Annotated in this window: 27 protein-coding genes and 2 tRNA genes; 15 read left to right on the top strand and 14 right to left on the bottom strand. The window is 63.2% G+C overall.

Translation table 11 applies throughout. The annotated features are described in order from the left end of the window. Positions 1–29 precede the first annotated feature (29 nt). The 4 genes from FDT80_RS10765 to FDT80_RS10780 form a co-directional block, all read right to left on the bottom strand. Positions 30–1,340, bottom strand: a complete 1,311-nt coding sequence (locus FDT80_RS10765; protein WP_138662279.1) for a TRAP transporter large permease — start codon at positions 1,338–1,340, stop codon at positions 30–32. 4 nt (positions 1,341–1,344) lie between these two features. After that, positions 1,345–1,869 carry a TRAP transporter small permease gene (locus FDT80_RS10770; protein WP_138662280.1) on the bottom strand — a complete coding sequence of 175 codons (525 nt, stop codon included), beginning with the start codon at positions 1,867–1,869 and terminating at the stop codon, positions 1,345–1,347. 68 nt (positions 1,870–1,937) lie between these two features. Next, complete coding sequence (locus tag FDT80_RS10775; RefSeq protein ID WP_138662281.1) at positions 1,938–2,918, bottom strand: TRAP transporter substrate-binding protein; 981 nt, start codon at positions 2,916–2,918, stop codon at positions 1,938–1,940. Positions 2,919–2,957: 39 nt separating this feature from the next. Further along, a complete protein-coding gene (locus tag FDT80_RS10780) occupies positions 2,958–4,196 on the bottom strand; it encodes an NAD(P)/FAD-dependent oxidoreductase (protein WP_138662282.1) in 1,239 nt (412 codons plus the stop codon). A 146-nt stretch (positions 4,197–4,342) separates the two neighbouring features. Between FDT80_RS10780 and FDT80_RS10785 the strand changes: the two genes are divergently transcribed. Both FDT80_RS10785 and FDT80_RS10790 read left to right on the top strand, forming a co-directional pair. Continuing rightward, positions 4,343–4,858, top strand: a complete 516-nt coding sequence (locus FDT80_RS10785) for a winged helix DNA-binding protein (RefSeq protein WP_138662283.1) — start codon at positions 4,343–4,345, stop codon at positions 4,856–4,858. 25 nt (positions 4,859–4,883) lie between these two features. Next, positions 4,884–5,552, top strand: a complete 669-nt coding sequence (locus tag FDT80_RS10790; protein ID WP_138662583.1) for an aspartate/glutamate racemase family protein — start codon at positions 4,884–4,886, stop codon at positions 5,550–5,552. On the opposite strand, the gene FDT80_RS10795 is transcribed toward FDT80_RS10790, so the two are convergent. Beyond that, entirely contained in the window at positions 5,549–6,760 is a 1,212-nt protein-coding gene (locus tag FDT80_RS10795) for a winged helix-turn-helix domain-containing protein (protein ID WP_138662284.1), read from the bottom strand. The genes FDT80_RS10790 and FDT80_RS10795 overlap by 4 nt on opposite strands. After that, positions 6,757–7,794: a LacI family DNA-binding transcriptional regulator gene (locus FDT80_RS10800; RefSeq protein WP_138662285.1), complete on the bottom strand. Its 1,038-nt coding sequence runs from the start codon at positions 7,792–7,794 to the stop codon at positions 6,757–6,759. The genes FDT80_RS10795 and FDT80_RS10800 overlap by 4 nt, the downstream gene beginning before the upstream one ends. A gap of 126 nt (positions 7,795–7,920) precedes the next feature. Here FDT80_RS10800 and FDT80_RS10805 point away from each other — a divergent pair. Further along, positions 7,921–7,997: transfer RNA gene (locus FDT80_RS10805), tRNA-Arg, on the top strand. Positions 7,998–8,166: 169 nt separating this feature from the next. Here the strand turns inward: FDT80_RS10805 and FDT80_RS10810 are convergent. Beyond that, positions 8,167–8,243: transfer RNA gene (locus FDT80_RS10810), tRNA-Pro, on the bottom strand. Between the two features lie 97 nt (positions 8,244–8,340). Further along, positions 8,341–9,447 carry a 3-isopropylmalate dehydrogenase gene (gene leuB, locus FDT80_RS10815; RefSeq protein ID WP_138662286.1) on the bottom strand — a complete coding sequence of 369 codons (1,107 nt, stop codon included), beginning with the start codon at positions 9,445–9,447 and terminating at the stop codon, positions 8,341–8,343. A 97-nt stretch (positions 9,448–9,544) separates the two neighbouring features. On the opposite strand from leuB, the gene FDT80_RS10820 reads away from it, so the two are divergent. Further along, positions 9,545–10,084, top strand: coding sequence for a redoxin domain-containing protein (locus tag FDT80_RS10820; RefSeq protein WP_138662287.1), 540 nt, complete (start codon positions 9,545–9,547; stop codon positions 10,082–10,084). Here FDT80_RS10820 and FDT80_RS10825 read toward each other — a convergent pair. The 5 genes from FDT80_RS10825 to FDT80_RS18985 all read right to left on the bottom strand — a co-directional run bounded on the left by FDT80_RS10825 (position 10,081) and on the right by FDT80_RS18985 (position 14,468). After that, positions 10,081–11,139, bottom strand: coding sequence for an endonuclease/exonuclease/phosphatase family protein (locus FDT80_RS10825; protein ID WP_170311856.1), 1,059 nt, complete (start codon positions 11,137–11,139; stop codon positions 10,081–10,083). The genes FDT80_RS10820 and FDT80_RS10825 overlap by 4 nt on opposite strands. Beyond that, positions 11,136–11,975 carry a hypothetical protein gene (locus FDT80_RS10830; RefSeq protein ID WP_138662288.1) on the bottom strand — a complete coding sequence of 280 codons (840 nt, stop codon included), beginning with the start codon at positions 11,973–11,975 and terminating at the stop codon, positions 11,136–11,138. Before FDT80_RS10830 ends, FDT80_RS10825 begins: the two co-directional genes overlap by 4 nt. A 313-nt stretch (positions 11,976–12,288) precedes the next feature. Continuing rightward, the gene (gene leuD, locus FDT80_RS10835; protein WP_138662289.1) at positions 12,289–12,894 is read right to left on the bottom strand and encodes a 3-isopropylmalate dehydratase small subunit; all 606 of its coding nucleotides are present in this window, start codon (positions 12,892–12,894) and stop codon (positions 12,289–12,291) included. Next, on the bottom strand, positions 12,894–14,297 hold the full coding sequence (gene leuC / locus FDT80_RS10840) for a 3-isopropylmalate dehydratase large subunit (RefSeq protein ID WP_138662290.1): 1,404 nt from the start codon (positions 14,295–14,297) through the stop codon (positions 12,894–12,896). Before leuC ends, leuD begins: the two co-directional genes overlap by 1 nt. A 72-nt stretch (positions 14,298–14,369) precedes the next feature. Beyond that, positions 14,370–14,468 (bottom strand): isopropylmalate isomerase, encoded by a 99-nt coding sequence (locus FDT80_RS18985; RefSeq protein WP_212733850.1) that lies wholly within the window; start codon positions 14,466–14,468, stop codon positions 14,370–14,372. A gap of 97 nt (positions 14,469–14,565) precedes the next feature. Between FDT80_RS18985 and FDT80_RS10845 the strand changes: the two genes are divergently transcribed. The 4 genes from FDT80_RS10845 (at position 14,566) to rlmH (ending at position 17,869) form a co-directional block, all read left to right on the top strand. Further along, positions 14,566–15,936 carry a mechanosensitive ion channel family protein gene (locus tag FDT80_RS10845; protein WP_138662291.1) on the top strand — a complete coding sequence of 457 codons (1,371 nt, stop codon included), beginning with the start codon at positions 14,566–14,568 and terminating at the stop codon, positions 15,934–15,936. 70 nt (positions 15,937–16,006) lie between these two features. Beyond that, the gene (locus FDT80_RS10850) at positions 16,007–16,795 is read left to right on the top strand and encodes a hypothetical protein (RefSeq protein WP_246039923.1); all 789 of its coding nucleotides are present in this window, start codon (positions 16,007–16,009) and stop codon (positions 16,793–16,795) included. A 208-nt stretch (positions 16,796–17,003) separates the two neighbouring features. Next, on the top strand, positions 17,004–17,372 hold the full coding sequence (gene rsfS / locus FDT80_RS10855; protein WP_138662292.1) for a ribosome silencing factor: 369 nt from the start codon (positions 17,004–17,006) through the stop codon (positions 17,370–17,372). A gap of 26 nt (positions 17,373–17,398) precedes the next feature. Beyond that, positions 17,399–17,869 carry a 23S rRNA (pseudouridine(1915)-N(3))-methyltransferase RlmH gene (rlmH, locus tag FDT80_RS10860; RefSeq protein ID WP_138662293.1) on the top strand — a complete coding sequence of 157 codons (471 nt, stop codon included), beginning with the start codon at positions 17,399–17,401 and terminating at the stop codon, positions 17,867–17,869. A gap of 16 nt (positions 17,870–17,885) precedes the next feature. Here the strand turns inward: rlmH and FDT80_RS10865 are convergent, their stop codons facing one another. Then, the gene (locus FDT80_RS10865) at positions 17,886–18,242 is read right to left on the bottom strand and encodes a hypothetical protein (protein ID WP_138662294.1); all 357 of its coding nucleotides are present in this window, start codon (positions 18,240–18,242) and stop codon (positions 17,886–17,888) included. 203 nt (positions 18,243–18,445) lie between these two features. On the opposite strand from FDT80_RS10865, the gene FDT80_RS10870 reads away from it, so the two are divergent. The 7 genes from FDT80_RS10870 (at position 18,446) to FDT80_RS10900 (ending at position 25,172) form a co-directional block, all read left to right on the top strand. Then, positions 18,446–19,897 carry an FAD-linked oxidase C-terminal domain-containing protein gene (locus FDT80_RS10870; protein ID WP_138662295.1) on the top strand — a complete coding sequence of 484 codons (1,452 nt, stop codon included), beginning with the start codon at positions 18,446–18,448 and terminating at the stop codon, positions 19,895–19,897. 75 nt (positions 19,898–19,972) lie between these two features. Further along, a complete protein-coding gene (locus FDT80_RS10875; protein WP_138662296.1) occupies positions 19,973–21,103 on the top strand; it encodes an FAD-binding protein in 1,131 nt (376 codons plus the stop codon). Further along, positions 21,103–21,453, top strand: coding sequence for a hypothetical protein (locus FDT80_RS10880; protein WP_138662297.1), 351 nt, complete (start codon positions 21,103–21,105; stop codon positions 21,451–21,453). Before FDT80_RS10875 ends, FDT80_RS10880 begins: the two co-directional genes overlap by 1 nt. A gap of 12 nt (positions 21,454–21,465) precedes the next feature. Beyond that, on the top strand, positions 21,466–22,857 hold the full coding sequence (gene glcF / locus FDT80_RS10885; protein WP_138662298.1) for a glycolate oxidase subunit GlcF: 1,392 nt from the start codon (positions 21,466–21,468) through the stop codon (positions 22,855–22,857). Positions 22,858–22,954: 97 nt separating this feature from the next. Continuing rightward, the gene (locus FDT80_RS10890; protein ID WP_138662299.1) at positions 22,955–23,743 is read left to right on the top strand and encodes a trypsin-like serine peptidase; all 789 of its coding nucleotides are present in this window, start codon (positions 22,955–22,957) and stop codon (positions 23,741–23,743) included. A 19-nt stretch (positions 23,744–23,762) separates the two neighbouring features. Further along, on the top strand, positions 23,763–24,566 hold the full coding sequence (locus FDT80_RS10895) for a trypsin-like serine peptidase (protein WP_138662300.1): 804 nt from the start codon (positions 23,763–23,765) through the stop codon (positions 24,564–24,566). A gap of 138 nt (positions 24,567–24,704) precedes the next feature. Next, positions 24,705–25,172: an Hsp20 family protein gene (locus tag FDT80_RS10900; protein ID WP_138662301.1), complete on the top strand. Its 468-nt coding sequence runs from the start codon at positions 24,705–24,707 to the stop codon at positions 25,170–25,172. The last annotated feature ends 80 nt before the right edge of the window (positions 25,173–25,252 follow it).

Genomic DNA, 25,252 nt, shown 5'->3' on the forward strand with positions numbered 1-25,252 from the left:
CATAGGAAACGCTCCAATTCAGGCAGGCTCTAACCCGGCGTCTGGCGCAGGTTGTCCGGCAGCCATGTCGCCAGTTCGGGAAACCAGATCAGCACAAAGACCATCAGAACCATGATCGCGAACATCGGCAGCGCGGCCTTGGTGATATATCCCATCTCGTGTTCGGTCATGCCTTGCAGCACGAACAGGTTGAAGCCGATGGGCGGCGTGATCTGCGCCATCTCAACCACGACCACCACGAAAATACCGAACCAGATGAGGTCGATACCCGCGCTGCGCACCATCGGCTCAACGATGGCCATGGTCAGGACGACCGACGAAATACCATCCAGAAACATACCCAGCACGATGTAAAAGACCAAAAGCGCCATCAGCAACTGGAACCGTCCCAGTTCCATCGCGGCGATGCCATCGGCCAAGGCGCGGGGCAGTCCGGTGAACCCCATCGACAGCTTCAGAAACGCAGCCCCCGCCAGGATCAGCGCGATCATGGCGGATGTGCGCATCGCCCCCATCAGGCTTTCGCGAAAAGACGTCGCGGTCAGCGACCCTTGGAACAGCGCCAGAGTCAGCGCGCCGATCACTCCGATCGCGGCGGCTTCGGTGGCGGTTGCATAGCCAAGGTACATCGACCCGATCACCACCGCGATCAGCGCGAACACCGGCAACAGGAACCGCGAATTGGCAATCTTTTCGCCAAAACTCATTCCGGTTTCGACCGACGGATTCCAGTCTTTTGAGGTGAAGGACACCACCGCGACATAGCCCATGAACATCGCGGCCAGCAGCAGGCCGGGAAAGACGCCGGCAAAGAACAGCTTGGTGATCGATTCGTTCACCGTCACCCCATAGACGATGAGCGCAAGGCTGGGCGGGATCATCAGGCCCAGCGTGGCCGCGCCCGCCAGCGTGCCGATGATCATCTTTTCGGGGTATCGCCGCGCCCGCAGTTCCGGGATCGACATCTTGCCCACGGTGGTCAGCGTCGCGGCAGACGACCCCGACACCGCGGCAAAGACGGTGCAGGCCACGATATTGGTATGCACCAACCCGCCGGGAAGCCGTGCCAGCCAGGGCGAGAGGCCCTTGAACATGTCCTCGGACAGTCTTGTCCGGTACAGGATTTCGCCCATCCAGATGAACAGCGGCAGTGCGGTCAGCGTCCAACTGCTTGAACTGGCCCAGATCGTCGTGATCATCGCATCGCCGACAGGACGGGTGGTAAACAGCTCCATCCCGACCCATGCGACACCCATCAAGGCCAGGCCGACCCAGACACCGGTGCCCAGAAGCACGAAAAGAACGATCAGGAACAGGACGATGGCATAAATCTCGGTCATGGCGTCACTCCCCAAAGCTTTGATCGACCAGATCGCGGGTGATGCGATGACTGCCGTTGAAAATGACGTGGACCAGGTTGTCGGTAAGCGCGATGGCAAGGATGCCGCCGCCCACGACCATCACGGATTGCGGGATCCAAAGCTGGATCGCGTCCTGCGCCTGGCTGACTTCGTTGAATTTCCACGACCAGTAGACGAACCAATAGGCGTAGTAGGTGAAATACCACGCAATCGCCGCACCAAGGCCGAAGCACCAGATTTCAAGCAGACGTTTCGGCCCGGCGGGCAGCGCGTTCAGCAAGACCGACACCCGAATATGCGCGCCCCGGTTCAGCGCGTTGGCGAAGGCCAGGAAGCTGGCGGCGGCCATTGCATAACCTGCGTATTGTGCCGCGCCGGGAAAGATCTCGCCGGTCCAGCGGGCGACCATTTGCGCCACGATCAAGGCAAGGATCGCGACGAGGCACACCGCAGCCAACACGCCCGATGCAAGGTAGAGAAAGTCAAGAAACCGGCGCAGCGTTTTCATCGGACAGGGTCCTCATGTAACGATCAGGTTGCACCGGCCCCGCGCTGGGACCGGTGCGCAGGGGGCGTTCAGTTCGACGCGCGGTAGGCATCGACGATCGCTTGGCCCTGCTCTCCTGCGGCCTCGAGCCATTCTGCGGTCATTGTCTCCCCGATGGCGCGCAGTTCGGTCATAAGCTGGTCGCTGGCGGGGCCGACGGTCATGCCGCCCTCGCGCAGACCGTCCATCGTGAACTGCGTGTAGTCCTTGGACGCCTGCAACCCGCGCGCCTCCGCTTCGCCCGAACAGGCGGAAATCACGGCCTTGTTGGCGTCGGACGCATCCGCCCAGACATCCTTGTTGACCATCACGTAGTTGCGCGGCAGCCAGGCATCGACCTCGTAGAAATGCGTCAGGCTTTCCCACACCTTGCGGTCGTATCCGGTTGCCCCCGAAGAGATCATCGATTCCGCGACACCGGTGGCAAAGGCCTGGCTGATCTCGGCCGCCTCGATGGTGACGGGCAACATGCCCGTCAGTTCGGCCAGACGGCTGGTTGCGTTGTTGTAGGACCGGAATTTGACGCCTTCCAAGTCGGCGACCGAGTTGACCTCCTTCTTGAAATACAGACCCTGCGGCGGCCATGGCACGGAGTAGAGAAGCTTGAGGTTCTGCTCGTCGAGGACCTCTTCGATGGTTGGCTTGGCGGCGGCCCACAGGCGGTCGTGATCTTCGAACGAGGGCGACAGGAAGGGGATGCTGTCAAAGCCGAAGATCGCATTCTCGTTCTGGTGGCCGGAGAGCAGCCGCTCGCCGATCTGGACCTGCCCGGTCTGGATTGCGCGCTTGATGTCCGCGCCCGCAAACAGCGAACCGCCGGGGTGAACGGTGATCTCGATCTCGCCGTTGGTGCCCGCGGTCACGCATTGGGCAAATTCTGCGCCGTTTTCGGAATGGAAGTTCGACGCCGAATAGGCCATTGGCATGTCCCATGTCTCGGCCGCCAGCGCGCCGGTCAGGACCAGCGTGGCCGTGGCGGTGGTGGTCATCAGTCTGGTAAACAAATTCATTTCAATCTCCCGGTTGTTTGGTGTGTCGTTTTTGGTGCGTCAGGCAAACCGTTGTGGATGGTACGCCGTCAGATCGGTGTTTGCCGGTGAGCCGGCGATCAGACCGGCCAACAGTCGGCCTGTCTTTGGTCCGCCGGTCAACCCGATGTGGTGATGCCCGAAGGCCGTATAGACCCGTGTCGTGCCCACCTGCCCGATCAGGGGCAGGCTGTCGCTGGGGGCGGGTCGGTGCCCCAGCCATTCGATTTCGCGCTGCGCTTGCAGGTGGGGAAAGGCGGCTTCGGCCTGTGCGCGCAGCAACGCGAGGGGGGCGCGCGACGGCTCTGCCGCAAGCCCGCCGAATTCGATGACCCCGGCGCAGCGAAGCCCTTCTGTCATCGGGGTGGCGACGAATTTGCCCGCGGCGATCATTGTGGGCCGCGACGGTCCGCCCGTGGCGTCGGCGAACACGATATGATAGCCGCGTTCGCTTTCCAGTGGCACACGTAGGCCCAGTTTGGCCATCAACGGCTTTGACCACACGCCCGTGGCCAGCACCGCGTCATCGCAGGCGATCGGACCCTCGGTCGTTTCGATGGTGTCGATCTTGCCGTCGCTCAGGTTGAAATCCTTGACCTCGGCCACGATGACCTTGCCGCCCATGTTGCGAAACGCCTGGGCCAGAGCGGCGACATACCCACCCGGATCGGCAATGAACCCGTGGTCGCGCATCACGGCCAGGCAGGTGATGTCGCGCCCAAGCGCCGGTTCATAGTCGCGCACGGCATTGCCTTCGATAAGATCCGGCGCAAACCCGGCATCGCCGCGCAATGACCACGTATAGGCATCGCGGTCGAACGCCGCGCGGTCGGTATAGGCAAACACGTAGTCGCTGTCGTTGATCCACCGCTCCAATCCCAGGTCGTCGGTCAGCGCCTTGTGCTGCGCCACGGTATCGGCGGTGATCGGGGCAAGGGCGCGCGCGATGCGGCGGGTTTCGGAATCGGTGGCGTGGCTCAGGTAGCGCAGCAGCCAAGGCACCAGTTTCGGCAGGTATCCCCAGCGCAGATACAGCGGCACATCGCGCGACAGCAACATCCCCGGTGCCTTGGTCAGCAGGCCGGGCGACGTGACCGGCGTGACGGAGCAGGCGGCCAGCACGCCGGCGTTGCCGTGCGATGTGCCCGTGCCTGGGGCGGCGCGGTCGATCAACGTCACGTCCGCGCCCAGGCGGCGCAGCCAGATCGCGGTGGATACGCCGACGATCCCTGCGCCGATGACCGCGACATGCTGGGTCATTGGGGGGTCCGGTCGGGGGTGTCTGCGGCGGCGTCCGTCACGTGATTTCGTCTTTCGCGATGATTCCCTAGCGTCATTACTCACCAACTTTCACAACACGTCAACAAATTGTTGACAAATTATCAGAATGGCGCAGGCTGCGGCGTATGTCTGATACATACTTGGGCCCTGTCGTCTCTTCCGCGCATCTGGCCAGCGGATCGTTTCCCGAAATCTCCGAACTGGAGTTCGGGATGACGCTGGCGGGCAATGCGTTCCATCGCTGGATGGTGCGCGCCATCGCGATGGCAGGCTATCCAGAACTTGGCGCGCTGGATGTCCTTGTGCTGCACTCGGTGTATCATCGCGACCGGCCAAAGAAGCTTGCCGATATTTGTCTGGTGCTCAACATCGAGGATACCCACACGGTGAACTATGCCGTCAAGAAGCTGATCAAGGCGGGGCTGGTGCGCGACGGGCGGCAAGGCAAGGAAAAGACCGTCGCCGTCACCGAAAAGGGCGCGGCCACCTGCGAACATTACCGCGAAATTCGCGAAGGGCTGCTGCTGCGCGCCGTTGGTGATCTGGGGCTGGAGCCCGAACAGGTCAGTCGGCTTGCGTCGCTGCTGCGATTGATGTCGGGGCAATACGATCAGGCCGCGCGCGCCGCGACGACCTACTGACGTGGCCGCGAGGCTGGGCATCCTGATGCTCGACACGGCCTTTCCGCGTATTCAGGGCGATGTCGGCAATCCGTCGACGTGGCCATTCGCGGTTCGATATGCCGTTGTGGAAGGTGCGACGCCGCAGGCGATCGTTCGCGACGACCCCGAACCCTTTGTGCAGGCCTTTGTCGATGCAGGGCATCGATTGGTGGACGGGGGCTGTACCGGCATTGCCACGACCTGCGGGTTCCTGGCGTTGATCCGGCCGCGTCTGGCACAGGCCTTGCGCGTTCCGGTCGCCGCCTCGGCGCTGGAACAGGCGGCGCAGGTTCAGGCCGCTTTGCCGCCGGGACAGCGCGTCGGCATTCTCACGATTTCGGCGGCCAGCCTGACGCGCGCCCATCTTGACCGGGCAGGCGTGCCGCGCGATTCAGTCATCGTCGGCGTCGAGGACAGCAGCTTTGCGCGGACCATATTGGACAACCGTGCATCGCTTGATGTGGCTTCGGCGCGGGCCGACCTCGTGGCCGCGGCGCGCAGGGTGACGGCACAGGTGCCCGAGATCGGCGCACTGCTGTTGGAATGCACCAACATGGTGCCCTATGCGCCCGATATTCAGCGCGCCACCGGGCGACCGGTCTATTCCATCTACACGTATCTGCGCTGGTTTCATGAAGCGCTTGCGCCGACGCAGTTTGACGCGCTGGATTAATCCGCGCGCAGCCAGCCATTGTCGAATGCGACCTGTGACACACCTGCCAATTTGGTCAGGCGCTGCACTTCCGCCTCGAACGCGGCGGCGCGCCCCTTGGACCAGCGCACGCGCGGCTCTGGCCAGAGCGCGCGAACCTGCAAGGTGTCGCGGTCGCGAAAGGCTTTCATGTCGACGCGCGCGACCAGCCGGTCGCCTTCAAGGACGGGAAAGACGTAGTAGCCGTATGTTCGCTTGGCGGCCGGCACGAAGACCTCGATGCGGTAATCGAATCCGAACAGGCGCTCTGCCCGCTTGCGGTCGCGCAGCGCCGGATCGAAGGGGCTGAGCACGCGCAGCCGTTTTGTGGGGGCGATTTCCAACGCCGGATCGGCGGCGATCTCCGGACGCGCAAAGCTGTCGCGCGGGGTGCCGTCCGCGCCGATGATCGTGACCGGCTGTAACCGGCCTGCGGCCTGCTCCGATGTGCACCATGCCTTGGCCTCGGTCATGGTCACATGATCCCAGAAGGCGGCCAGTTCGCCGGGCGTGGCAAAGCCAAGGCGATCCAGCGCGCCCGAGCAGCACCAGTTCACGGTGGTGCGGTGGTCGGGCGCGCGGGCCGGGTCGCAGACCGACTGCTCCAGGACACGCTCGGTCAGGTCATAGCGTTTCTGAAACCCTTCGCGCCCCACGACGCAAAGCGCGCCGCTGCGCCACAGGTATTCCAGTGCCGTCTTGGACGGGTGCCAATCCCACCAGCCGCCGCTGCCGCGGGCCTCGCCCGTGCCCACCTCCGAGGATGAGACCGGGCCGTGGTCGCGGATCTGGTCAAGAACCGTCTGAAACCGCGCCTCGAAGCCATCGCGCCGCCAATCACGCCATCGCTCGCGCAGGCGGTCGGCATCACGTTGCCGGCGCAGGTGCCAGTAGGGGTAGTATCCCATCGGGATCACGGCGGCGTCGTGGGTCCAGTGTTCGAACAGAGCGCGGTCTTTTTCGTAGAGTGTTTTTAGCGCCTTGGGCCGATACCGCGGACGGCGGGAAAACAGGATCAGATCATGCGCACGCGCCAGGGTGTTGATGCTGTCGAGCTGAACGAACCCGAGCCGTTCGATCAGTCCAAGCAGCGCCGGGCCGCGCGCGTCGCCCTGTGGCGCCTCGGACAGGGCGTGCCGATCCAGAAAGATGCGCCGCGCCTGCGCATTGTCGAGCACGAGACGGTTCATCCGCGACGACTGCGGCGCAGCGTGTCCCCCGGCGAAATGGTCGGGGTCAGTGTGATATGCGCCGGTGCGGCATCGTCGCCCTGCGGATCTGTCCGATCAAGAATGATCTTGGCCGCCGCGCGCCCGATCTCGGCCCGGCAGGCATCCATCGTGGCCAATTGGCGCGGCAACCCTTGCAGCAATTCGACGCCGTTGAACCCGGCAAGGCCGATCTGGCCGGGGATATCGACCCCTTGATCCAATAGCCACAACAGCCCGCCCGCGCCGATCATATCGTTGGAATAATACAAAAAATCCAGATCTGGCGAGCGCTCGAGCATGGCTTGGGTCATCTCGCGGCCCTTGGCGAGCGCGGAGCCGCCGGAGTAGAAATCCCGGTCCTCGATTTCGATCCCGGCCTTGGCAAGCCCTTCGGTCAGCCCTTCGAACCGCTTGCGCGCGCGGTGGTCGAGCGGCATCTTGGTACCCATGAAACCGATCTTGCTGTAGCCTTCCTTGAGGATGGCGCGCGCCATTTCGCGGCCCGCGCGACGGTGCGAAATGCCCACCATCGCATCCACCGGCGTGCCATCGACATCCATGATTTCGACCACTGGGATACCTGCGTTGCGCAGCATGGCGCGGGTGGCCTCGGAATGCTCCAGCCCGGCGATGATCACCCCAGAGGGCCGCCATGACAGCATTTCGTAAAGAACGCGTTCTTCTTTTTCGGGCAGGTAGTCGGTGACGCCGACCACGGGTTGCAGGGGGGTGTCCTCGAACGCGCTGTTCACACCGTTGAGCACCTCGGGAAAGACCATGTTGGACAACGAGGGAATGATCACCGCGACCAGGTTGACCCGTTGCGATGCCAGCGACCCGGCGATCTGGTTGGGGACATAGCCGAGCGCTTTGGCGGCGGCCAGAACCCGGTCGCGGGTCCCCTGGGATACATCGCCGCGCTTGCGCAACACGCGGCTGACGGTCATTTCGGACACGCCGCAGGCATCGGATACATCGCGCAGCGTGAGCGGGCGTTTGGTTGGACGTGTCAAAGGCGTTGTCCTGTCTAGGGATGATCCTTGCTACCCTATTGGCGGGAGCGCGATCAAGCGACCTGAAATTTACGTGCAAATGGGGCGATGACAAGAGGCGCGTGGTGGTCTAAACCCGCAGCCGTCGGCCCCGTGGCTCAACTGGATAGAGCAGCCCCCTCCTAAGGGGCAGGTTGCAGGTTCGAATCCTGCCGGGGTCACCATTGAAAGCCCGTGTCCCAAAGGAGCGGCTTTGCCGCGCGACAAGCCATTGTGATTTTCCTGCGGAAAATTCACAAATGCGGGCGCGGGTGGCGATGGTTTTGCTGAAGGATACCGGATGACGACCTTGGTGTTCGCGCAGGGCCTGGTGGGCCGGTCGTCTGAAAGAGTTGGTCGGGCTGAGAGGATTCGAACCTCCGACCCCCTGCTCCCGAAGCAGGTGCGCTACCAGGCTGCGCTACAGCCCGACCGTGGATGCCAGATACTGCGCGCCCGAGGATTTGGCAAGCCCTGGTGATGCGGGCAGTTCAGCGCGCCACCGATGTGGCGCGCCCGTCGCAGGGATCAAAGGCTCGCGTCGAGTGCCGCCAGGACAGCATCGCCCATTTCCGCAGTCGACATCGGTGTGCCGCCCTCGGCGCCCATCAAATCCGCCGTGCGCGCGCCGTCGGCCAGCACCTTTTCCACGGCTGTTTCAAGCCGGGCGGCTTCGTCGCCTTGATCGAACGAATAGCGCAGCGCCATTGCAAAGCTGAGGATGCAGGCAATCGGGTTCGCCTTGCCCTGACCGGCGATGTCGGGGGCGGAGCCGTGCACGGGTTCGTAAAGCGCCTTGGGCCGACCATTGGCCATCGGCGCGCCGAGGCTTGCGGAGGGGAGCATACCCAATGACCCGGTGAGCATCGCCGCGAGATCGGACAGCAGGTCGCCGAAGAGGTTGTCGGTGACGATCACGTCGAACTGCTTGGGCCAGCGGGTCAGCTGCATCGCGCCCGCGTCGGCGTACATGTGGCTCAACTCCACATCGGGATAATCTTCGTCATGGACCTTTTGCACCACCTCGCGCCAGAGGATGCCGGATTCCATCACGTTGGCCTTTTCCATCGAGCAGACCTTGTTGTTTCGCTTGCGCGCGAGTTCGAACGCGGAGCGGGCGACGCGGTCGATTTCGCTTTCGGTATAGCGCTGGGTGTTGATTCCGACCCGTTCGTTGCCTTCCTTGAAGATCCCGCGCGGTTCGCCGAAATAGACGCCGCTGGTCAGTTCGCGCACGATCATGATGTCGAGGCCGGCAACGATGTCTTTTTTCAGCGACGAGAAATCGGCCAGCGCGTCAAAGCACTGCGCGGGGCGCAGGTTCGAGAACAGGTCCATTTCCTTGCGCAGGCGCAAAAGCCCACGTTCGGGTTTTACGCTGAAATCCAGCGCATCGTATTTCGGCCCGCCGACGGCGCCGAGCAGGACCGCGTCAACCTCCTGGGCCTTGGCCATCGTGTCATCGTGCAGCGGTGTTCCGTGCGTGTCGTAGGCGATGCCGCCAACCAGATCCTCTGTCACGTCGAAATGAATGCCGCGCTTGTCGCCATACCAGCCGATGATGCGTCGGACCTCGGCCATGACTTCGGGGCCGATCCCGTCACCGGGCAGGATAAGAAGCGAAGGATTGGACATGATGGAACTCCTGAGGGAACTGTTGCGTTTTGAGGTAACGGTGCGCCCCAAAGGGGTCAAGCGCCTAAACCTTTCGTATGACCGCCAAGGAGGCACGATGATTTTCCCAGACACCAAAACCCCCGACCTGCGCCTGCCCACCCTGTCGCATGGCCCCTTCGATCTCTCCAAGCCCCAGGGCCGCAACGGCACGCTGGTCGTGTTCTACCGCGGTTTGCATTGCCCCTTGTGCATCAAGCAGATGGGCGAAATCGAGCAGATGCTGCCCGAGTTCGAAAAGCGTGAGGTAGATGTGGTCCTTGTCTCTGCCGATCCCGCCGAAAAGGCGGTCAAAACGGTGGAAAAGGCCGGTGTGTCCAAGGTGAGGGTCGCGCATTCCCTTGCCTTGTCGGACGCACGGGATGATTGGGGGTTGTACATATCCAGCGCCCGCGACGGCAGCGAGGAGCCGGCGATGTTCAACGAGCCGGGCATCTTTTACGTCCGGCCGGACGGATCGCTTTATGCAAGCTGGGTCCAGACTGCTCCCTTTGCCCGGCCGAGGATGGAGGACGTCGTCAAGGCGCTCGATTTCGCCATCGACAAGGCCTATCCGCCACGTGGCACGGTTCAGGCCGCGTTGGCCCCGGCTGCCTAGGGCCGGTCTAGATCGACCCAGACGAGGCGATGGCGGCTGGCCGATTCTGCCACGGCTGCCAACGGATCATCCGTTGGTGGCCAAATCACTCCGCTTTGCAAGACGGTCCAGTCGGTTGATGGCAGGGCATAATCCACCCGCAGGTTTCCCGGTTGCGGGTCGTCCCAATCCACGGTGTCGCCCGCATCGCCTGTCGCGTCACGGCCGCCTGCACTGACCGGTGCGGGGTCCTGCAGCCGGGGGTCGCCCAGCAAGCCGACGATTGCGGACTTGCGGCTATCGCCGTCCACGGGGTCGGAATTTGCGTCGCCCAACAAGATGAACCTGTCCCGCGGCACGATGCCAAAGGCGCCATCCAGATAGGCCAGCCAAAAGGCTGTCTCATCGTGATTGCGTTTGCCGTTGCGGTCTTCGAGGCCATCAAACACCGGCGGGCTGGCGTGAAAGGTCATCAGGTGAACCCGGCCCAGGCCCGGCACGTCCACAGGTACGATCCAGTGTCCCTTGCTCGACAGGCGCTGAGCCGCCAGCGCGGTCGCGCTTGGGTATGGGCCCTCATCGGTTTCAGGCAGCAGCGCGCCGGGCAGATCGCGCCACAGCAGGGGGCTGAAATCCTGAACATCCTTTGCGGCGATCGGAAAGCGCGACAGGATGGCCATGCCGTTCTGGCCGGAAAACCGGCCATATCCCTGCGCGTCGCCGGGGCCGCCCAACCTTCCGTCACCGTCAAGATCGAGCCCGCTTTGCCAGCCGCTGTTGGGGCGGATGGCAAAGCTGTAGGGGTAGTCCAGTCCGCGGTCGCGCAGTGCGGTTTGATACGCCCCGAGGGCCGCACCGGTCAGATCGTAGTCGAAGCCCTGCAACGCGACGATATCCGCGGCGGCGGTTGTCAGGATCGCGAGCGTTGCGGTGATCTGCGGGTCGTCGCCGCGCAGGATGTCGCGCAACAACAGGCCGGGGCCGTCACGGCCCAGTTCGGTGTTGTAGGTGGCGATGCGAAGGGGGTCCGCGCTGGCACCCGTTGTGACAAACGCCAGACAGGCAAGCGCGCTCAGGCTGTCTGAAACGTACCGTCCTCGGCGTTCGCGTAGGCGCGGCGTCGCTTTTCCTCGATCATTTCGGCGACTTTGTTCATCGCGATGCCGCGCATGATCATACTGGCAGGAAGAAAGGCCCATGCGCTAACCGTCCAGATCAAAGTGTGCGGGTTCTCAAGTGAGATCGGGTCTATCAGATTGGCCGTGGCCTTGACCACTGCCGGAATGATGAACGGCAGCAGGAAGCCCAGAACGATATTCACCCGCGCGTCCCGCTGCAGTCGGAACAGAACATCGCCGCCCACCGTCGGGTTGAACAGCGGCAGGTTGACCCAGACGTTGAATGCCCCGTTGCGCGCCGGCCAGTTCAGGCCGCGCACGAGGATCAGGAACGCCGTCATCGCCACGAGCGATATGAGGTAGGCCAAGCCGGAGGCGGTGCGCACCATGTTGACGACAACCGTGTCGGCATCGGCGGGCAGCATCAGCACCATGAGACGCACCGGCGAGAACGGGAAATCTATGCCGTTGCCGATGATCTTGCCCAGCGACGTCAACGCGTTGGACATCAGCGTCGGCTCGCTGGTGCCCTTGGCGATGGCCGACAGCAAGAAGACGGTAAAGAACAGCGAGACGAAGCGCAGACGGTTGAACGGCGCGGCATCGCGGAATTCGACGATGCTGGGTGCACGGGACGAATATTCCACGAAGGTCATGAAGGAAGCCAAAAGCGCCACGAGAACGACAATTTGCGAGGATTCAGCAGCAACGCCCGGCAGCAGGAGCGCCGGAGTGGCGATCAACAAAGCGACCAACAGGCCGCGCATCGCGGCACCTGACATGCGTGCTAACACTACTCTATCCCTTCAAACTGGCCAGACGCGATGCAGTGCCGCGCTCTTGTTCCAACTTGATGCCCCGTCAGTGCGGGGTCTGCCTCATTCTTGCCCAATTTGTGCCTTCTTTCGTCACAGTCCTCAAGGCCGTTGCTGCACAAGACTTAAAGTAAGGGGCATTTTGAAGGTGGGGGTGGTGCGTTCTTGCATCAATTTCAGGGCGATTTTTAGGCGCCGCGCAAGATGTTGTGGGTCACGCTCAGGCGTCCACTATCTACATGTTTTGCAGGTTAATCAGGCCCGACCGCCATGTGGGGTCGGGCCCGTATCCTCAGACCCAGGGGCGCGCCTGGCTTGCCTGGGATTCGAAGCTGTCGATGGATTTGGCTTTTTCGAGCGTCAGCGCGATGTCGTCCAGCCCGTTCATCAGGCAATGCTTCTTGAAGGGGTCCACGTCAAATGTGATGACCTCGCCGTCGGATGTGGTGATCGTCTGGGTCTCCAGATCGACGGTCATGCGCGCGTTGGCGCCCTTTTCCGCGTCTTTCATCAGGATATCGACCTGCTCTTGCGGCAGGGCGATCGGCAGGATGCCGTTCTTGAAGCAGTTTGAGTAAAAGATATCGGCAAAACTGGGCGCTATGACGCAACTGATGCCGAAATCCTTGATCGCCCATGGCGCGTGTTCGCGCGACGATCCGCAGCCAAAGTTATCGCCCGCAACGATGATTTGCGCATCGCGGTAGGCGTCCTTGTTCAGCACGAAATCCGGAATTTCCTTGCCGTCGTCATCATAGCGCATCTCGTCGAACAGGTTAACACCGAGGCCCGACCGCTTGATCGTCTTGAGGAACTGCTTGGGAATGATCATGTCGGTGTCGATGTTGATCATCGGCATGGGGGCCGCGATGCCTGTGAGTTTGTCGAATTTTTCCATTACATCATCTCCCGCACGTCGGTGAGTTTTCCGGTGATCGCCGCCGCCGCCGCCATCGCGGGCGACATCAGGTGCGTGCGGCCGCCCCGGCCCTGGCGCCCTTCGAAGTTGCGGTTCGATGTGGCCGCGCAGCGTTCGCCGGGCGACAGCTGGTCAGGGTTCATCGCCAGACACATCGAACACCCGGCCAGACGCCATTCGAATCCCGCGTCCTTGAAGATATCGGCAAGGCCCTCTTCCTCGGCCTGCGCCCGCACAAGGCCCGAACCGGGCACGATCATCGCACGCAGGCCGTCCTTGATCTTCTTGCCCTTGAGGATCGCGGCCGCGGCGCGCAGGTCCTCAATCCGGCCATTGGTGCATGACCCGATGAACACCGTGTCGATCTCGACATCCGACAGCTTCATGCCCGCGGTCAGCCCCATGTAGTCGAGCGACCGTTTCACGGCATCCACCTTGCCGCCCTTGAAATCCTCGGGCGCGGGAACGGTCGCTGTGATCGGCAGAACGTCCTCGGGCGAGGTGCCCCATGTGACCACCGGCGCGATGTCCTCGCCCTTGAGGGTGATCACCTTGTCCCAGGGCGCGTCATCGTCGGACTGAAGCGTCTTCCACCAGTCCAGCGCCGCGTCCCACTGGGCGCCCTTGGGGGCGTGGGGGCGGCCCATGCAGTATTCGAACGTCTTTTCGTCCGGTGCGATCAGGCCGGCGCGCGCGCCGCCCTCGATCGCCATGTTGCAGACGGTCATGCGCCCTTCCATCGACAGATCGCGGATCGCTTCGCCGCAGTATTCGATGACATAACCGGTGCCGCCGGCGGTGCCGGTCTCACCGATGACGGACAGGGTGATGTCCTTGGCGGTGACACCGGGCCGCAGTTTGCCGGTGATCTCGACCTTCATGTTCTTGGATTTCTTCTGGATCAGCGTCTGGGTGGCCAGAACGTGTTCGACTTCGGACGTGCCGATGCCGTGGGCCAGCGCACCGAACGCGCCATGGGTGGCGGTGTGGCTGTCGCCGCAGACCACGGTCATGCCCGGCAGGGTCCAGCCCTGTTCGGGGCCGACGATATGCACGATGCCCTGGCGGACGTCGGACACCGGGTAGTAGTGAATCCCGAAATCCTTGGCGTTCTTGTCCAGCGCATCCACCTGAATGCGCGATTCCTCGTTTTCGATGCCCTTGGCGCGGTCAAGCGTGGTGGGCACGTTGTGGTCCGGCACGGCGATCGTCTTGTCGGGGGCGCGCACGGTGCGGTTCGTCATGCGCAGCCCTTCAAAGGCCTGGGGGCTCGTCACTTCGTGCACGAGGTGCCGGTCGATATACAGAAGGCAGGTGCCGTCGTCGGCTTCGTGCGCGACATGGGCATCCCAGATTTTATCGTAAAGCGTCTTGGGGGACATGGGTCCACTCCCGTTTTGGTGATGGTCTGGATCAGGTGGTCGGGTGACAGAAGGCTGCGCGGATCGCGCGGCTTATAGCCGGGCCAGCACCGTGCGCGTGGCACCGAAAAACCGTTCGCGCAGCCGCGCGCGGTCACCCAGATCGAATACCAGATCAAATACACGTGTCATGCCGCATCAGATACAGCGCAATAGCCTGTCCTGCAAGGGCTGGTGGGTTGCGCGCCGCAACTGGTTCGTGCAACGATTCCGGGCAAAAGGACAGTGCATGAACCCGGACCTTGAACCCTACGTCGAGTTTTCGGAATCGCTTCAGGCGATGATCAACGGGGCTTTGACCTTCGTGCAAAGTGTGCTCAGCCCCGGATGGCGGCAGAACCAGATCCTGATCCTGATCGGCCTGGCGCTGGTGTCGTGGCTCCTGCACCGGGTGTCCGGCCAGATGTTGCAGGAGTACGTGCGCAAGCGCGAAGGCTGGTCCAAGTGGCAGCTGCGCGTGGTGGTGCAGGTCAAGCGGCGGCTGGGTCTGATCTGGTTCGCGGCACTGGCCTATGCCGTCTATCTGGTGATGCAGAACATCACCTGGCCATCGCGCAGTTACATCATCGGTCTCGCCGCGACGCTGGCGGCGGTCTGGGTGGGCATCGCCTATGCCGCGCGACTGGTGCGAAATCGCCCGCTGCGGCGGTTGGTCATGTATGCACTGTGGGTCTATGCAACACTCTACCTGCTGAATGTCGCGGACGAGGCGGCGGCCTTCCTCGACGATGTCGCGCTCGAGGTCGGCGATTTCCGCCTGTCGCTGCTGACGATCATCACGGCGATCGTGGTCATCGGGATCCTGTTCACGATGGCGCGCATCGTCAGCACGACGACCGCCTCCAGCATCCGCAAGAACGAGGACATCAGCCCCTCGATGCAGGTGCTGGCGGTCAAGGGCGTGCAGATCGTGCTGTATGGCATTGCCTTCTTCATGGGGGTCAAGGCGGTGGGGATCGACCTCACCGGGCTTGCCGTTTTGTCGGGCGCCATCGGTGTCGGCCTTGGTTTCGGTCTGCAAAAGGTCGTGTCGAACCTCGTGTCGGGGGTCATCATCCTGCTCGACAAGTCGATCAAGCCGGGGGACGTGATCTCGTTGGGCGAGACGTTCGGCTGGATCAATTCGCTGGGCGCGCGATATGTGTCGGTGGTCACCCGCGACGGCAAGGAATACCTGATCCCGAACGAAGACCTGATCACCGGTCAGGTGGTGAACTGGTCGCATTCCAACGATTTCGTGCGGTTGGACATCTATTTCGGCACGGCATACGGCGACGACCCGCATCTTGTTCGCAAAATCGCCATCGACGCGGCAGCCAAGGTGGACAGGGTGCTGGCGCACCCAAAGCTGCCGGTGTGCCATATCGTTGGTTTCGGCGACAGCAGCGTTGACTATATCCTGCGCTTCTGGATCCGCGACCCCACTGGCGGGCTGACCAACATTCGCGGCAACGTGTACCTCGCGCTCTGGGATGCGTTCAAGGAACACGACATATCCATTCCCTTCCCGCAACGCGAAGTGCGCATGCTGGGCGACGCGGGCGGACCCGTGCAGGACGATCGTCAATCGGTCCGGCTTTCGGCGCCTGCGGCCGATTGACAAGCCCCGCTTGCCGTCGTTCGTGCGAGCCCTACCTTCGCACCGCACAGTCGTGGCAGGGAACCAGTTGATGACGTTGGAAAAAGAAGCCGGGTCAGTGGCGTCCGGGGCAGGCACATACGCCGCGCAGGATGTTGTTCTTGTGCTGGGCAGCGGCCCGAATGTCACCCAAAGCGCCCGATGGCCGCGCGCGTGGTTCGACCGTATCGTCGCGATCAACAACGCGTGGCGTGTGCGCCCCGACTGGGACGATCTGGTCTTTCCCGAGGATTTTCCCGACGACCGTCTGCCGCATGAGACGCTGCCGCACCAGCGCCTGATCGACGCGCGGTCCTTTGTTCCGGCGCAGAACGCCTATGGCGGCTTTGTATATGCGGGTGGCACGATGGCCTATACGGCGGCCTACTGGGCGTTGCATGCCCTGCGGCCGCGGGTGATGGCATTTCTGGGATGCGACATGGTGTATCCCGCGACGGGACAGACGCATTTTTACGGGACCGGCACGGCCGATCCCCTGCGCCAGGAAATCACCCTGCGCGATCTGGGCGCGAAATCCGCCCGGCTGGCGTTGATCGCGGCCGGGCAGGGCTGCGCCTGCGTGAACCTGTCGCGCGGTGAAAGCCGCCTGGTGTTCGACCGCGCCGCCCCACAGGACCTGCGGCACCCCCTCAAGGCGCGCGTCAGCGATGCGACCCGTTCGATCCTCGAGGAGGAAGCGGCGCTTGGATATGTCGTGCCGTCAGGGCGCTATTGGGAACACGAGGGCCAATTCGATGTCTCGGCGATCGACCGGATCGACGCGCAATGGCGCCGCGCGTTCGAGGATCTTTCCGCAAAGCGACGTCGTCCGGCAGCCTGATTGCGCTGGACGGCGGTTGATGACGCCCGTATGTGACGCTGCGCGCCAGAAGCGGCGTGACGGGCGGCGTGTCATTGAAAAACCGGCCCTGTCTTGCTATTATTTGGTATGCCCCAGCGCCGGGGGTCCGGCGGCGCGCAATTAGGAGGACAATGTCCTGTCATTCCATGCTGACGCGGGTCAATCCGCGGACAAAGGTCCGGCGCTGATGGCGACCGTACCCGACACTGCCACAAGCGATGCGCTGCTGGCGACGATTCTCAAATCACTTACCGACGACAAGGCCGAAGACATCGTGCAGATCGATCTGCGCGGCAAGACGGCGATCGGCGACTACATGGTCATCTGTTCGGGGCGGTCCACCCGGCAGGTGTCGGCGATTTCCGAGAAGCTGGCGCAGACCATCAAGGACGAATATGGCCGCACGTCCAAGATCGAGGGCAAGGATACCGGCGACTGGGTTCTGATCGATACCGGCGACGTGATCGTGCATGTCTTTCGTCCCGAGGTCCGTGAATTCTATCAACTTGAAAAGATGTGGCAGCCCGTCGGCGGCCCCGGCGTCGCGGCAAGCTGACACATAGGTCCGGGTAAGGGCATCCCATGCGTGTGCATATCTGCGCGGTGGGGCGTTTGCGCGCCGGACCGGAAAAGATCCTCATCGATGATTACCTGACCCGGTTCGACCGGACGGGACGGGCGCTGGGCCTTGGGCCTGCGCGCGTGGTCGAGATCGAGGACCGTCGCGGGGGCGGCATGGAGGCCGAGGCGCAGCTTTTGCGCCGCGCCGTGCCGCAAGGTGCCCTGATCTGTGTTCTGGATGAACGCGGCAAGGTCGAGCCGTCGCCGGATTTCGCCGCGCGGCTGGGCGACTGGCGCGATGCCGGGCGTGGTGACCTGGCGCTAATCATCGGGGGCGCCGACGGCATCGCGCCAGAGCTGCGCGCCGAGGCGGATCATGCGCTGTCCTTTGGCAAGATGGTCTGGCCGCACATGCTGGTGCGGGTGATGTTGGCCGAACAATTGTACCGCGCCGCATCGATCCTTGCCGGATCGCCCTATCACAGGGTGTGACGGCCGGGGCCGGGCCCTATTTCAACGTCACTACCGTGGTGTCGCTGTTCCAGCCGTTGGGATAATCGCGCGCCTGCACCTGGACCTGCGCGGCATCCGCGGGCACGGTCACGCCCGACAGCGACCGGGTAAAGGGTTGCTCGTCGGTATGCGGATGCGCCAGCGGACGCATCGCCAGTTCCTTGCCGTTCATGTCCAGAACGCGCCAGCCGTCGGCGTAGTGGTCCCATCCGCTGTCGGGGTGGCGGATCGTCACGTCAAAGCGCCATGTGCCGCCCGATCGGGTTGCAGCGACGTTTTCGATGACGGGCGGTTCCGCGAAGGCGGTCACAGGCAGGATGCAAAGGCCGATGGCAAAGGCGATAGGTCGCATGAGTATTCAAACAATCGATCAAGGGGACGTGGTGACGCCTACTTAAGGGGTCGGTGCGATAATGCGAGCGTTTTCGGCGACCGATCGCGCAAGTTCGCGTGAGCGGCGCTGCGCCCCAGGCCGTGCGCACCAAAGCGCAGCGCGTTTGATCTTGCTAAAAAGGGAAATTGGTAATATTAATTTACCAAACGGAGGGTGACACCATGGAAATGCCAAAACCGAACAGTGCAATTCTGGCGCGCAAGGCGCGTGTGGTGGAACGGCTTCAAAAGGTTTTGCCGCGGGACGCCGTGATCCATGACGAAGCCGAGACCCGCGCCTATGAATGTGACGCGCTGACCGCCTACCGGTGCCCGCCGATGGTTGCCGTGCTGCCCACCAGCACGCGCGAGGTATCTGATGTGCTACGAATCTGCCACGAAGAGGGTGTTCCGGTCGTCCCGCGCGGATCGGGCACGTCGCTGGCCGGGGGCGCGTTGCCCACCGCGGATTGCGTGATCCTGGGTGTGGCGCGGATGAACGAGGTGCTGGAAACCGATTACGACAACCGCTTTATCCGGGTTCAGACCGGGCGCACGAACCTGAGCGTGACCGGCGCCGTTGAGGAGAACGGATTTTTCTACGCGCCCGATCCGTCAAGCCAGCTTGCCTGTGCCATTGCGGGCAATATCGCGATGAACTCCGGCGGCGCGCATTGCCTGAAATACGGTGTGACGACCAACAACCTGATGGGTGTGGCAATGGTCATGATGGATGGCGAGGTGGTCGAGATCGGCGGCGCGCATCTGGATGCGGGCGGGCTTGATCTTTTGGGGCTGATCTGCGGCTCCGAAGGGCAATTGGGTGTCGTGACCGAAGCGACACTGCGGATTCTGCACAAGCCCGAGGGCGCGCGGCCCGTCCTGATGGGGTTCGACGACAACGAGGTCGCGGGCGCCTGTGTGAGCGATATCATCAAGGCCGGTGTCCTGCCGGTCGCGATCGAATTCATGGACCGCCCCTGCATCGAGGCGACGGAGGCCTTTGCGCATGCCGGTTACCCGATGTGCGAGGCGCTGCTGATCGTCGAGGTCGAGGGATCGGACGCGGAGATCGATGCTCAGCTTGCACTGATCATGGAGATCGCGCGCAAACACGACCCCGTCGAGTTGCGCGAAAGCAAGTCCGCCGAGGAAAGCGCCGCGATCTGGCTGGGCCGGAAATCTGCCTTTGGCGCAATGGGTCAGATCAACGACTACATGTGTCTCGATGGCACGATCCCGGTGTCGTCGCTGCCGTTCGTCCTGCGGCGGATCGGCGAGATGTCGAAGGAATACGGGCTCAAGGTCGGCAACGTGTTCCATGCGGGCGACGGCAACATGCATCCGCTGATCCTGTTCGATGCCAACAAGCCCGGCGATCTGGAGCTTTGCGAGGAATTCGGCGCCGAGATCCTGAAGCTGTGCGTAGAGGCAGGCGGTTGTCTGACCGGCGAGCATGGTGTGGGCATCGAGAAGCGTGATCTGATGACGGTGCAATATGCGCCCGCCGATCTTGAGGCGCAGATGGCCGTCAAGGACGTGTTCGATCCGCAATGGCTGCTGAACCCTGCCAAGGTGTTCCCGCTGGCGGTATCGGAACAGCGGCGCGGTACGGCCGCATTGGCCGCGGAATAAGCCTTCGGCGCGTGCGCCGGACCCATCGGGGGGACAGCCCCCCGCCCCCCTCCAGGTATTTGAGGCCAAAGATACATGAAACCTGAAACCGAAAACGACCTGGCCGAGGTGATCGCTGCAGCGTCAGGCCCGCTCGCCGTCAAGGGCGGCGGCACCCGCGGTATCGCGCCGCAAGGTGACGTTCTGGATGTCAGCGGGATCCGTGGCGTTTCGCTTTATGAGCCCGGCGCGCTGACATTGGTCGCGGCGGCAGGCACGCCGGTGGCCGATGTCGAGGCGGCATTGGCCGCGGAGCATCAGCGGCTGGCGTTCGAGCCGATGGATCATCGCGGGTTGATGGGCACATCCGGCGCGCCGACGATCGGGGGCGTCATTGCGGGCAATATCAGCGGGCCGCGGCGGATTCAGGGAGGTGCCGCGCGTGATTTCGCTCTGGGCGTGCGGTTCGTGGACGGCGCTGGCAATATCGTCAAGAACGGCGGGCGCGTGATGAAAAACGTGACGGGCTATGACCTCGTCAAGCTCATGGCGGGGTCCTGGGGGACGCTGGGCGTATTGACCGAAGTCGCGCTCAAGGTCCTGCCGACACCGGAGACGCAGGCGACGCTGGTCTTGCAGGGGCTGAACGAGGTGGATGCGGTGCGCGCGATGGCGGCGGCGCTTGGGTCGCCCTTCGAGGTGAGCGGCGCGTCGCATTTGCCGGAGGGCCCCGACGGGGGGCCGACGACGATGTTGCGCGTCGAAGGCTTCGAGGCGTCGGTGGCATACCGGTTGACGCAATTGCAGATGTTGCTTTCCGGGTTCGGGGCGCGGGTGGAGCGTGCAGACGCGGCATCGACGGTCAGGATCTGGGCCGATGTCCGGGATGTGGCGGCTTTTCACGGCATAGCCGGCGATGTCTGGCGGGTGTCGTGCAAGCCATCTGACGGTCCGGCGCTGGCGGCCCGCGCGCAGGCTCAGGGATGCGTGTTCGACTGGGCGGGCGGTTTGATCTGGTTGCGCGTGTCCGAGGGTACGGATCTGCGATCGCGGCTGGGGGCGTTCGACGGTCATGCGACGCTGGTGCGAGGCACGGCCGAGACGCGCGCAAAGGTGCCGGTGTTCCAGCCCGAAGCCAGCGGCGTGGCGAAGTTGACCGCAGGGTTGCGGGCGCGGTTCGACCCGCGCGGCATCCTCAACCCCGGCTTGATGGGATCGGCGGCCTGATGCTGGCGCTGGCGTTCGCCGTCGTGTTTGGCGCGGGGCCCGCGATCTTTGCCGCGCTGACCGTCGTGCAACCGGTGCCACGGCAGGCGATGATGCTTGTGGGAATCACTGCGGCATGCATCGCGGGTGCCATGGGCCTGCGGGCGGTCTTTGGCGAAACGGGAGCCGCGACCGGCGTGGCGCTGACGTTGATCTGGCTGGCCTGGATCGCCGTCATGGCGCTGGGCGCGCAGGCCCTGCGACGGCTTGATTCGCGGCGGGGCATGATCCGGTTGACGCGGGTTGGCGGCGCGATAGCAACGACGGTGCCGTGGTTCGGGTTTGCCGCGGCACATATGGTGACAGGGTAAGTGGCGGAATAAATGCAGACAACATTCACAGAGACACAGCTGAAGGATCCTGCGATCCAGCGCAGCAACGAGATCTTGCGGTCCTGCGTGCATTGCGGGTTCTGTACGGCGACCTGTCCCACCTATCAGGTGCTGGGCGATGAGTTGGACAGCCCGCGCGGGCGCATCTATCTGATCAAGGACATGCTGGAGAACAGCCGCGTTCCGGATGCCAAGACCGTCAAGCACATCGACCGCTGCCTGTCGTGCCTGGCGTGCATGACCACCTGTCCCAGCGGCGTGCATTACATGCACCTTGTCGATCATGCCCGCGACTATATCGAGCAGACGTACAAACGCCCGTTTTCGGACCGCGCGCTGCGGTGGATCCTGGCGCGGATTCTGCCCTATCCCACACGGTTCCGCATTGCCTTGCTGGGCGCCAAAATCGGGCGGCCCTTTGCCTGGGCGATGCCGGATGCGCGGCTCAGGGCGATGCTGGAGATGGCGCCGAGGAGGATTCCGCCGGTCAGCCGCAATGACGACCCGCAGACCTTTCAGGCCGCCGCCCCGCGCCGCAAGCGTGTGGCGCTCATGACGGGTTGCGCGCAGAAGGCGCTGAACACCGACATCAACGATGCCACCATCCGTCTGCTGACGCGCATGGGATGCGAAGTTGTCGTCGCCGAAGGGGCTGGGTGCTGCGGCGCGCTGACGCATCACATGGGAAAAACCGCCGAGAGCCACGCAACGGCGGCAAAAAACATCCGGGCCTGGACGACGGAGATGGACGCCGAGGGGCTGGACGCGATCGTGATCAACACCTCGGGCTGCGGCACGACGGTCAAGGACTACGGTCACATGTTCCGCAACGACCCCTTGGCACAGGATGCCGAACGTGTTTCGGCCATCGCCAAGGACGTGTCGGAGGTTTTGATCGAACTGTCGCGCGATACGCCGGAAGTGGCCGCCGCGCGCCCCGCTCGTGACAAGATTGCCGGAACGGATGCCGCGCCGAAATCCGATCCCGTGCCGCAGGGACTGGTGGTTGCCTATCACGCCGCGTGTTCGCTTCAGCACGGTCAGCAGATAAAGACATACCCCAAGGATTTGTTGAAACGGGCAGGGTTCACGGTGGTGGAACCCAGCGATCCGCATCTGTGCTGCGGATCGGCAGGGACGTATAACCTGATGCAGCCAGAAATATCCAAGCAACTGAAAACACGCAAAATTCGCACGCTGGAGGCCAAGGCCCCGGATATCATTGCGGCCGGGAATATCGGGTGCATGATGCAGATCGGCAGCGGCACCGGCGTGCCGGTGGTGCACACGGTCGAATTGCTCGACTGGGCGTCTGGCGGGCCACGGCCCCCCGCGCTTGACGCCGACGATGAGCGGAAACCCGCAGTTCCTATTCTGCGTTAGCGCATTGCCCTATTTTCGCCGCAACTTGCCGCTACCACGACGCCATGTTGAATTAAAAAGGATATGGTTCGTGCGGCGCTGGATTGCTCTTTCTTTTATGGCTCTGGCCGTGACGTCGAGTGCGTTTGCGCAAGATGCCCGGGTCAAGCGCATGGATACCGGGGTGGATGGCGGCGCATGGGAAGCCGTGGGGCGGCTGGACATCAACGGAAGCGGATTTTGCACCGGCGCGTTGATCGCCGAGCGTCTGGTGCTGACGGCGGCGCATTGTCTGTACGACCACCGTACGAAAGAGCGGATCAACCACGAGACGGTCGAATTTCTGGCCGGATGGCGCAATGGGCGCGCATCTGCCTATCGCAATGTCCGACGCGCCGTGGTGCACCCCGACTACGTCTATGACGGCGAGGTGTCTTCGGAACGGGTGCGCAACGATCTGGCGCTGCTGGAACTGGATCAGCCGATCCGCAATACGACCATCACCCCCTTTGAAACGGCCGAGCGCCCGCGCAGGGGCGATCGCGTCGGGGTCGTGAGCTATGCAAAGGACCGGTCCGAGGCGCCGTCGCTGCAGGAGGTCTGCACCGTTCTGGCGCGTCAGGAGGGGGTTCTTGTGACCTCCTGTTCCGTGGATTTCGGATCCAGTGGCGCCCCGATTTTCACCTTTTCGGGCGGTGCCGCGCATATCGTGTCCGTGGTGTCGGCCAAGGCTGAGGTAGACGGAGAAAACGTGTCTCTGGGGACGTCTTTGGGCGCCCCTCTGGCCCGTTTGCAGGCTGAAATGGTCGCAGGCAAAGGCGTGTTTCAGGAGGCCGGACCCGGAGCAAGCCGTTTGCGTGTCGGCGATGCGCGGCGCGATACCGGGGCGAAGTTTGTCAAACCCTAGGCGACCTGGGAAGGTGGCCATGTTCTTGGGCGCTTTGGTCATTTCGCTGATCGCGGCGGGCGTGGCAATGGCGCAGTCGAATACCGGGCTCAAGGGCTTGCGCGGCGCAAACGACGCACTGGCATGGCAGGCGGTCGGACGGCTGGACGCGGGCGGTATCGGCTTTTGCACCGCAACGTTGATCGACCCCGACACGGTTCTGACGGCGGCGCATTGCGTATATGATCCGGGGGCCGGAACGCTGCTCAATGCACAAGACCTGACATTTCGCGCGGGCCTGCGGGCGCAGACCGTCGCGGCGGAGCGGAAGATCCTGCAGATCGCCGTGCACGACGGGTACAGGCCCGACCGCGGTCTGACCATGGAGAACATTCGCCACGACGTTGCCCTTCTTCGTCTTGCCCGGCCCATCCCGACGTCCCAGCTTGACCCGTTTGTGCTGCATGGCGGCGCGGTGTCGCCGGGGCCCGTCAGCGTGGTGTCCTACGGTCGAGGACGCGAGACACTGCCATCGCGGCAAAAGGTCTGTCAGATGCTCGAGATCCGTGGTGACGTATTGGCCATGGATTGCGATGTCACCTTTGGGTCTTCCGGCGCGCCTGTCTTCAGCCATTTGAACGGTCGGGGACGGATCATATCGCTGGTTTCGGGAATCGGCAGAATGGGCGGCAAGCAGGTCATGTTCGGCATGGCCCTGCCGCGGGTCGTCGCCGACCTGAAACGGCAGTTGCGGGCGGCGGGCACCGGCCCGGTCGCCCGGCAGCGCAGGATCGCGGTGGGTGCAAGAACAACCGCCGGCGGGGCGAAATTCATCCGGCCCTGAGGGTCTTGAAAGCCGAAAATTCGTTCCCAGATCTAAAGCGTCGAGGTGCCGCAACGGGCTTCGACATCCTGAAAACCGAGCCCGTCCAAAGCTGGAGGGCCTGTAACGCTTATCGCTCAGACCAAGAGGATGACACCCATGCGAACACTTGATTTTGCCCCCCTTTACCGTGCCACTGTCGGTTTCGACCAGATTGCGGACATGATGGACCGGGTGCTGACCAACGACACCCCGCAGCCGACCTATCCGCCCTACAACATCGAAAAGACCGGCGAGGATTCCTATCGTATTTCGATCGCTGTCGCGGGCTTTTCCGCTGACGATCTGTCGGTTGAAGTGCGTGAACATGCGCTGATCGTCTCGGCCCGCAAGGCGGACACCGGCGAACAGCATACCTACCTGCATCGCGGCATCGCGACCCGCGCGTTCGAGCGCCGGTTCCAGTTGGCCGATCACGTGCAGGTGAAAGGCGCCACGCATGTCGATGGGATGTTGCACATCGATCTTGCCCGCGAAGTGCCCGAAGCGCTGAAGCCTCGCCAGATCGAGATCGCGTCGTCCAGGCAGATCGAAAAGGACGTGGTCGAAGGCAAAGCCGTCAACTGAACGGTGATCCGTTAGAAATGCGGAGGCCCGGAGCAGATGCTCCGGGCCATTTCATTTGAAAAGGGGGATCAGCGATGCTG

Source organism: Sulfitobacter sabulilitoris, assembly GCF_005887615.1.
Classification (GTDB): Bacteria; Pseudomonadota; Alphaproteobacteria; order Rhodobacterales; family Rhodobacteraceae; genus Sulfitobacter_E; species Sulfitobacter_E sabulilitoris.

Excerpts from the sequence above, each read along its gene's own strand:
- rlmH (WP_138662293.1), top strand. The coding sequence starts at position 17,399 with ATGCGTGTGCATATCTGCGCGGTGGGGCGTTTGCGCGCCGGACCGGAA.
- FDT80_RS10765 (WP_138662279.1), bottom strand. The coding sequence starts at position 1,340 with ATGACCGAGATTTATGCCATCGTCCTGTTCCTGATCGTTCTTTTCGTG.
- FDT80_RS10890 (WP_138662299.1), top strand. The coding sequence starts at position 22,955 with ATGGCTCTGGCCGTGACGTCGAGTGCGTTTGCGCAAGATGCCCGGGTC.
- FDT80_RS10770 (WP_138662280.1), bottom strand. The coding sequence starts at position 1,869 with ATGAAAACGCTGCGCCGGTTTCTTGACTTTCTCTACCTTGCATCGGGC.
- FDT80_RS10785 (WP_138662283.1), top strand. The coding sequence starts at position 4,343 with ATGTCTGATACATACTTGGGCCCTGTCGTCTCTTCCGCGCATCTGGCC.
- FDT80_RS10775 (WP_138662281.1), bottom strand. The coding sequence starts at position 2,918 with ATGAATTTGTTTACCAGACTGATGACCACCACCGCCACGGCCACGCTG.
- FDT80_RS10870 (WP_138662295.1), top strand. The coding sequence starts at position 18,446 with ATGGAAATGCCAAAACCGAACAGTGCAATTCTGGCGCGCAAGGCGCGT.
- leuC (WP_138662290.1), bottom strand. The coding sequence starts at position 14,297 with ATGTCCCCCAAGACGCTTTACGATAAAATCTGGGATGCCCATGTCGCG.
- rsfS (WP_138662292.1), top strand. The coding sequence starts at position 17,004 with ATGGCGACCGTACCCGACACTGCCACAAGCGATGCGCTGCTGGCGACG.
- FDT80_RS10820 (WP_138662287.1), top strand. The coding sequence starts at position 9,545 with ATGATTTTCCCAGACACCAAAACCCCCGACCTGCGCCTGCCCACCCTG.
- FDT80_RS10900 (WP_138662301.1), top strand. The coding sequence starts at position 24,705 with ATGCGAACACTTGATTTTGCCCCCCTTTACCGTGCCACTGTCGGTTTC.
- FDT80_RS10850 (WP_246039923.1), top strand. The coding sequence starts at position 16,007 with ATGACGTTGGAAAAAGAAGCCGGGTCAGTGGCGTCCGGGGCAGGCACA.
- FDT80_RS10895 (WP_138662300.1), top strand. The coding sequence starts at position 23,763 with ATGTTCTTGGGCGCTTTGGTCATTTCGCTGATCGCGGCGGGCGTGGCA.
- FDT80_RS10880 (WP_138662297.1), top strand. The coding sequence starts at position 21,103 with ATGCTGGCGCTGGCGTTCGCCGTCGTGTTTGGCGCGGGGCCCGCGATC.
- FDT80_RS10845 (WP_138662291.1), top strand. The coding sequence starts at position 14,566 with ATGAACCCGGACCTTGAACCCTACGTCGAGTTTTCGGAATCGCTTCAG.
- FDT80_RS18985 (WP_212733850.1), bottom strand. The coding sequence starts at position 14,468 with ATGACACGTGTATTTGATCTGGTATTCGATCTGGGTGACCGCGCGCGG.
- FDT80_RS10780 (WP_138662282.1), bottom strand. The coding sequence starts at position 4,196 with ATGACCCAGCATGTCGCGGTCATCGGCGCAGGGATCGTCGGCGTATCC.
- FDT80_RS10795 (WP_138662284.1), bottom strand. The coding sequence starts at position 6,760 with ATGAACCGTCTCGTGCTCGACAATGCGCAGGCGCGGCGCATCTTTCTG.
- FDT80_RS10875 (WP_138662296.1), top strand. The coding sequence starts at position 19,973 with ATGAAACCTGAAACCGAAAACGACCTGGCCGAGGTGATCGCTGCAGCG.
- FDT80_RS10790 (WP_138662583.1), top strand. The coding sequence starts at position 4,884 with ATGCTCGACACGGCCTTTCCGCGTATTCAGGGCGATGTCGGCAATCCG.
- FDT80_RS10865 (WP_138662294.1), bottom strand. The coding sequence starts at position 18,242 with ATGCGACCTATCGCCTTTGCCATCGGCCTTTGCATCCTGCCTGTGACC.
- leuD (WP_138662289.1), bottom strand. The coding sequence starts at position 12,894 with ATGGAAAAATTCGACAAACTCACAGGCATCGCGGCCCCCATGCCGATG.
- leuB (WP_138662286.1), bottom strand. The coding sequence starts at position 9,447 with ATGTCCAATCCTTCGCTTCTTATCCTGCCCGGTGACGGGATCGGCCCC.
- glcF (WP_138662298.1), top strand. The coding sequence starts at position 21,466 with ATGCAGACAACATTCACAGAGACACAGCTGAAGGATCCTGCGATCCAG.